A 7,229-nucleotide genomic window follows, 5' to 3' on the forward strand; every position below is an offset into this window, starting at 1 on the left:
TCATAAAGAAGGCTGTCGAGACTTTCTCGACAGCCTGAGGACGGCATATGCCGTCCTTCTTCTTAAAATATCTCTGCTAGCATGTAGAAGAACTACTCCAATGTCCGGTTTTCGACATCTTTCAGATTATTCTGTTGATCAGTCTCACGCTGTTGTTGTGTAAACTCCTGACCTTGCTCTACAGGAGTCTCTCCACTAACACTGCGCGCAAAATTCGTAAACTGTGCCTTCTGGGCATCGTCTTCATGTTTCAGTTTTAACAGTTTTTGCGGATCATTGGTAAGTTTGTCTGAATGATCTGTTCCCATGAATATCCCTCCTTGGAAAAGTGATAGGGGTATTTTACCCTGCCAGATACTTTTCTAAACCAAGAGGGCTGGAAGTTGAACGTTCACGTGTATTTTTATTACTTTAAAGTAAAATCCAAAGATTGTACCGTTGTACTACTTCTTTTTAGCGTAATTGTATAATCGCCTGGTGACCATGTTAAATTATGTAAGTAGATTGGGGAAGCAGCCAAACCTGCATACTCTCTAATCTTTTCTTCTTGTAAAATCTGTTGAGAACCTTTTTTCGTTACACATAACTGAGCGATCGCCGCAGGGTCCCGTTGATCGGGATAAATAGCTAGTGCGATCAGTTGACTGTCGTTAGTAAATAGGGTGCCGTTATCTCTCATTCCCGGCAATTCATCATCTTCTTCATGGCCGATTTGAATTTCAAAGTTAGTTCTGGGATGAACGAAATCGATAGTAAAATGTATGATGAATATCGTTAATATGATCACAAGTAGTGCAGATAGGATTCTTATGACTTTATAATTCAGTACCATGAAGAATACCTCCACTTCGTTAAGTCGAATACGTAAGCTAAGATTCAAGGTGAGAGGACATAGGATCCGCTATTCTGTCTTTTTTAGGCTTTTTTTTGAGTTTTGCGGACCTGAGATCCGTTATTCGTCTCAAATATATCATAATCAGAGATACTTGAGCGAATAGCGGAACCAGTGTCCGCACAGATCACAAAACAGGGATATTTCAGTAAATAACGGACTCAGTGTCCGCTCACACAAGATATCGACGAACATTTATGTACCTTTCATGGTATGAAGCTGGTGATCGGCGGCTTTAGTTAGCAATTCTGGAGCAAGTCGCGGTACGCATTCGCACCGCGTTCCCGCTTTGTTTATCCGCTATTTTGAACACCATCCAAAGTCATCGTTTTCGAAGCCACTGTCATGGCTTATTTACGCAAATCTATTTTTCACTTGTTTGCTCACACCCCTCATCTATCCATAACACTAATAATTAAAAAGAAGCAGGAAATTCCTGATTTGAAAAGGATCTTCTAGCCTCTTAGGTATGCAAAATTTTTGACTGTCCAGTTACCAATATAATGTTTGTAACACCATATTACAAAGCCCCATAGAGCTGTCCTGTTCAAGACAGGAAGACCTTGGGGCTTTGTTTTTCCATATGATAATTCTTTTTCCTACTAATTAATTACTTCTTAGCAGCTTCGTAGCGTTTATTAACTTCGTCCCAGTTCACTACGTTCCAGAAGGCAGCGATGTAATCAGGACGTTTATTCTGATATTTCAAATAGTAAGCATGTTCCCATACGTCGAGACCGAGGATGGGAGTCAGACCCTCAGAGAGTGGGCTATCTTGGTTTGGTGTGCTTGTTATGGCAAGCTTACCGTCCTTACCCACTACGAGCCAAGCCCAGCCACTTCCAAAGCGGGTTGTCGCAGCTTTCGCGAAATCTTCTTTAAATTTATCGAAGCCCGCTAGCTCACGGTCGATTGCGGATGCAATTGGACCGCTAGGAGCACCTCCAGCACCGGGTCCGATGATTGTCCAGAACAGAGAATGATTGGCGTGTCCGCCGCCATTGTTTCGTACTGCTGTACGGATACTCTCAGGTACTTCATCCAAATGGGAGAGTAACTCTTCCACGCTTTTGTTCTGAAGCTCTGGAGCACTTTCTAGTGCAGTATTAAGATTGGTGACGTAAGTATTATGGTGCCGATCGTGATGAATGTTCATCGTTTGTTCGTCGATAAATGGCTCAAGTGCATTTGCAGGGTAAGGTAGAGCGGGTAATTGATGCGCCACGGTAGTAGATGCCTCCTGATTAGTATAAGTGATATGCTGTATCCTCTCCGGTAGGGTGTCCCAACCTAATACTAAATATATACAACTTGAGTAAATAAATAGAGATTTAAGAATTAACATTGGGGTGATCATCTCCTGATTTAGAGTTGTGTTAACTCAGTGTTAACTATCCTATATTTTGGGAATTATCAAAGATTTATGCATTTACATTTCCAAAGTATGAATATTTTTCGAGAATATTAAATGTAAACGCTTAATATAAAGCGCTTTCAGAAGAAAAGTGATGTATTCTGGAGATTATTATGGTTTAATGGACAAAGAAGAGGTTTTTTCTCGTTTTTTGTCTAGTTTCAAACTATTTGGTTGATGTAAAATTGGACCTTAAATTTTACATGAATCTATCTTGCATAAGAAAAGGGAGATCAGAGCATGCGTATCCGTTCCTTTCAGTTGAGTGATGTCAATCAAGTGATGGAGCTTTTGCAGGTTGCCTTATCGGAAGAATGTTACGAAGACACTAAGCGGGCGTTTGCCAGACAACTGTCTTGGGATTCTGAGTTAATCATGATCGCGGAAGTGGACGAAGAGATCGTTGGTGCACTTATTGGAACGATCGATCAGAAAGATTTGGGTTGTATTTACCGGATCGCCATTCACCCAGATTACAGACGCCGTGGAGCTGGCAAAAGTCTTGTAACTGCTATGGAACAACGTTTCCAACAGCGGAAGGTTCACCGTATTATGATAGCGGGGGACGAGCATAACAAGGGAGTGGCAATGCCGCTTTATGAAGCGATGGGATACGGAGCTAATAAGTTTCTTGAAGCTTTCCAGAAACTTAATATTGCAGCGGTTCACTCGTTGTCGGGATCTTAATCGGGCCAATATCGCGTGTATTATATTGGAATGAACTAAGCATATCTTTCGTCCGTTGCATTTGGGCGAGGGATATGCTTTTCTATTATTAGCGCAATTTTTAAATAACTTATAACCGAGGTGTGGAATGGAACCTGTTATTCCTTCGGGAGATGTAAATCATACAAACGAACAAGATAAGGCCATCGCTGCTGAGGAAATTCTGCAGTCTAAGAAGACATGGCTTGTAGAACTCTGGGATTTCAGTAAAACGATACTGATCGCTTTTGTGGTCATGCTGCTGTTAAATATATTTGTGTTCAATTTGTCGTTAGTCAAAGGGCAATCCATGGAGCCGACTTTAGAAAACCAGGAACGTCTATTTGTAAATAAGCTGGTGTATCATATCGGATCTCCGAAGAGTGGGGATGTTGTGGTATTAAAGGACCCTAGTACTGGATCTGATCGAAAGATGTTTCTGGTCAAGCGAGTCGTAGCGGAACCTGGGGATACAGTGGAGATCCGTGAGCATAAATTACTAGTTAACGGGCAATCTCAAGATGAGCCTTATACGGATGTCCAAATACAGGATAGTGACATTAAGCCGCTTACGCTCGGAGAGAACGAATACTTCGTTATGGGGGATAATCGCCATGCTGGACGGAGTAAAGACAGTCGCTCTTTTGGAAGTGTGAAGAGTGAACAGATTGTGGGTAGGGCTGAGTTTGTTTTTTGGCCTATCTCCAAAATAAGAGGTTTGTAGTATTTAGTATTTGCTATGATTCGTATGACATCAAGAAGACATCAAAGGAGGTGATGAGGTGGATAATAACTTGAAAGCTCGTAAGCCAAGCAGGGAATCTATGTGGGCTGAATTAAAGCGAGAGATTAAAGAGGCCGCCCCATCGCTTGGGATCGACGATATAGGATTTGCCTCGGCTGATCCATTTCTTTCATTAAAGGCTGTGTTACTAGACCGGCGCGAGAAGGGCTACGAATCTGGTTTTGAAGAACCGGATATCGACAAGCGGATTTATCCTGAACTTTCTTTTGATGGACAACCAGCTTCGCTCATCTCTATTGCTGTGGCCTATCCCTCCAAAATGGAGAATCCACCGAAATCGGCCCCTGGTGAGCGAAGGGGGATTCTAGCTAGATCGGCTTGGGGACGAGACTACCATTTAGTACTCCGTGAGGCCATGAAGAAATTAGAGGATTTCATCAGGGAACGTATTCCTGAGGCTAGAATTGAGAATATGGTGGATACAGGTGCTTTGGTCGACCGTGCGGTAGCTGATCGCGCTGGAATCGGATTCAAAGGGAAAAATTGCTTAATTATATCCCCGAAGTGGGGAACTTGGGTCTACCTTGGCGAACTTATCACTAATATTCCTTTTCCACCGGATACTCCGGTTACTGAAGACTGTGGAGAGTGTACGAAATGTCTAGATGCCTGTCCAACGGGTGCGCTAGTCGGTCCTGGGGTATTAAACGCACAGCGTTGTATCTCATTCCAAACTCAAACTAAGGGGTTCGTGGAAGAGGAATTTATGCTGAAGATAGGTAATCGGTTGTACGGTTGCGATACATGTCAGGTGGTATGCCCTAAGAATAAAGGGAAACATTGGAACCATCGTCCAGAGCTTCAACCTGATCCTGAAACGGTGAAACCGCTGCTTTTACCTATTCTGGATTTAAGCAATCGACAGTTTAAAGAACGTTTCGGAACAAGTGCTGCGGCTTGGAGAGGAAAGAACCCGATTCAACGAAATGCGATTATTGCACTAGGGAACTTCAAAGATCCCGGGTCTGTGCCGAAATTAATAGATATACTGATAAAAGATTCAAGACCTGTGATGCGGGGAACAGCCGCTTGGGCATTAAGTCGAATCGGGGGGACAGAAGCACTAAGTGCTATTGTCAAAGCAATTGCTACAGAGACGGACGAAGAGGTACTGAAGCGTCTGCGAAATGCTGAAAGCAAGCTCATGGAGGCTGAAACACCGGAGGTTTGATTAATTCCATCTCGCTGCAGGGAGCGAATTTTGGTTTTTAGATTTGGTATGGCAGAGACATCAGATGGTATTAGTCATCAGAGGGGATTGAGATTATGAGGTTCATAAGTGTTGAGGATATCGAACAAGGGCAATATCTTGGTAGAACGGTATATTCCTCTAATGGTACGGTTTTGTTATCTTCCGGCGTTCAGCTTACAGTCTATATGATCAACACGTTGAAACGGATCGGTGTTACCATGCTGTATATCAAAGATACGGATTTTGGGGATATTCAGATGGATGAAGTGTTGAGCGAATCAACCAAAGGACAGGTATTTCGAGAAATGAACGAATTGCATGAGGCAGTTCGATCAGGTAAAGAATGGAGCACCAAGAAAGTCTTCGGCGGTGTAGATGCTTTGTTAAATGATGTGCTGAATCATAAGGATGTACTTCTACAACTGACGGATATCAGGACAGCGGATAATGCTCAATATCTTCATGCCGTTAATGTTTGTTTAATTTCATCAATGATCGGATTAAATATGGGGCTTGGCTTCTCTCAATTGAAGGATTTAGCAGTAGGAGCCTTACTGCATGACATGGGTAAGTCCATTCCGTTACCCGAGGGTGCTGATGAAGATGATATGAAGAATCATCACACTTGGCGGGGGTTTGAGGTATTAAAGCATAAACGTGAATTTAATCTATTAATCGCACATACAGCACTTCAACATCACGAACGGATGGATGGAAGTGGTGTGCCGCGTGGACTTATGGGAGAAGAAATTCATCTATACCCCAAGATAGTAGCGGTTGCAAATCGTTACGATAATTTAATTGGTGGTGGCTCAGAAGGAACGGGACGTGCGTTGCTTCCACATGAGGCATGCGAAAGTTTGATGGCCTCTTCTGAACATGAACTTGACCACGAAGTGCTGGTGGAGTTTACAAGAATCGTCTCAGTATATCCGAATGGTACAGGTGTACGGTTGTCTACGAAGGAGAATGGAGTAGTTGTCCAGCAACACCGTGGACTTCCCGGACGCCCCGTAATTCGTATTATCCGTGGTTCAGGTGATGATTTAGATGTTAAGGAAATAGATTTGGCAGTTGAGACAACGGTATTTATTGAGGCTGTTTTAGCTTAATTTCTTCAATTATTCTTTAGTTAGTGGTATAAGCGTTATTCAGATTGGATTTGCTAGGTTGTAATGGTAATGCTATTATATTTTTTAGTTGTACAAGCTATAATGTATAGTGTTGGTTATATTAATACAGGGGTGGCTGAGTGATGAATTACGTAATACCTATTATTACTCTTATTGTCGGTTTAGTTGGCGGTTTCTTCATCGGTGTCTACTATCTACGTAGTCAGATGACAAAGATGCAGAATGACCCGCAAATGCTTCAGAAGATGGCTAAACAAATGGGTTACAACTTGAATGGCAAACAGATGCAACGTGCACAGCAAATGATGAAGAATCAAGGCGGAGCACCAAATGCACCAGGAGCGCCAGCAGCAAAACGTAAGAAAAAGTAAACTTAATCGCTCCTAGAAGACGGAGTTTTTGGAAAGGAGGAGGCGCTTGATGGCAGGACTTAAAGATTACGTAAACAACAAAGTCGGTGAGAACCGAGATCAGATTGAGCATCACGTTCGTGAAATTTTAAAGCTGATTGGCGAAGATATCGAACGGGAGGGTTTACATGAAACCCCAGCCCGGGTCACCCGGATGTATGAAGAAATATTCGGAGGATATGAGATTGATCCCCGTGAGGTACTCGGTGTTACGTTCGAAGAGAATCATCAAGAGCTCGTTATTGTAAAAGACATTGTGTATTACAGTCAATGCGAGCACCATATGGCGCCTTTCTTCGGCAAAGCGCATATCGGATATATCCCAAGTGGAAGAATCGCGGGGCTCAGTAAGCTGGCCCGACTAGTCGAAGTTGTTACCCGGCGTTTGCAAGTGCAAGAACGAATCACTTCACAACTTGCTGACATTATGGAAGAAGTACTGGATCCCGCTGGTGTCATGGTTGTCGTGGAAGGTGAACATTTGTGCATGTGCGCTCGTGGTGTTAAGAAGCCAGGGAGTAAGACGATCACTTCTGCAGTACGGGGGAGTTTTCGTACCGATGCCGCTTCAAGAGCGGAGTTCTTGTCATTAATCAAGGATTAATCATGTTAAATAAATAGGCTGGCGATGGTAATTTGATATTATCCCCTTTAAGTAGACAGTAAAAAGAATGACGT

8 protein-coding genes and 1 pseudogene are annotated in these 7,229 nt (G+C 42.9%); 6 read left to right on the top strand and 3 right to left on the bottom strand.

Annotated elements, in window-relative coordinates:
- Positions 1–92 precede the first annotated feature (92 nt).
- The 3 genes from EJP82_RS27520 to EJP82_RS27530 all read right to left on the bottom strand — a co-directional run bounded on the left by EJP82_RS27520 (position 93) and on the right by EJP82_RS27530 (position 2,117).
- Positions 93–308, bottom strand: coding sequence for a hypothetical protein (locus EJP82_RS27520; protein ID WP_127195272.1), 216 nt, complete (start codon positions 306–308; stop codon positions 93–95).
- A 98-nt stretch (positions 309–406) separates the two neighbouring features.
- Positions 407–832 carry a hypothetical protein gene (locus tag EJP82_RS27525; protein ID WP_127195273.1) on the bottom strand — a complete coding sequence of 142 codons (426 nt, stop codon included), beginning with the start codon at positions 830–832 and terminating at the stop codon, positions 407–409.
- A gap of 670 nt (positions 833–1,502) precedes the next feature.
- The gene (locus EJP82_RS27530; RefSeq protein WP_127195274.1) at positions 1,503–2,117 is read right to left on the bottom strand and encodes a superoxide dismutase; all 615 of its coding nucleotides are present in this window, start codon (positions 2,115–2,117) and stop codon (positions 1,503–1,505) included.
- A 429-nt stretch (positions 2,118–2,546) separates the two neighbouring features.
- On the opposite strand from EJP82_RS27530, the gene EJP82_RS27535 reads away from it, so the two are divergent.
- From EJP82_RS27535 to folE, 6 genes and pseudogenes are all read left to right on the top strand, one after another.
- The gene (locus EJP82_RS27535) at positions 2,547–2,993 is read left to right on the top strand and encodes a GNAT family N-acetyltransferase (protein ID WP_127195275.1); all 447 of its coding nucleotides are present in this window, start codon (positions 2,547–2,549) and stop codon (positions 2,991–2,993) included.
- 127 nt (positions 2,994–3,120) lie between these two features.
- A complete protein-coding gene (lepB, locus tag EJP82_RS27540) occupies positions 3,121–3,735 on the top strand; it encodes a signal peptidase I (protein WP_127195276.1) in 615 nt (204 codons plus the stop codon).
- Positions 3,736–3,835: 100 nt separating this feature from the next.
- Positions 3,836–4,981, top strand: a pseudogene (gene queG / locus EJP82_RS27545) (tRNA epoxyqueuosine(34) reductase QueG); the annotation flags it as partial.
- 101 nt (positions 4,982–5,082) lie between these two features.
- Entirely contained in the window at positions 5,083–6,120 is a 1,038-nt protein-coding gene (locus EJP82_RS27550; protein WP_127195277.1) for an HD-GYP domain-containing protein, read from the top strand.
- 143 nt (positions 6,121–6,263) lie between these two features.
- Positions 6,264–6,512, top strand: coding sequence for a YneF family protein (locus EJP82_RS27555; protein ID WP_127195278.1), 249 nt, complete (start codon positions 6,264–6,266; stop codon positions 6,510–6,512).
- Between the two features lie 49 nt (positions 6,513–6,561).
- Entirely contained in the window at positions 6,562–7,155 is a 594-nt protein-coding gene (gene folE / locus EJP82_RS27560; RefSeq protein ID WP_127195279.1) for a GTP cyclohydrolase I FolE, read from the top strand.
- The last annotated feature ends 74 nt before the right edge of the window (positions 7,156–7,229 follow it).

It is taken from the genome of Paenibacillus anaericanus, assembly GCF_003994475.1.
Lineage (GTDB): Bacteria > Bacillota > Bacilli > Paenibacillales > Paenibacillaceae > Fontibacillus > Fontibacillus anaericanus.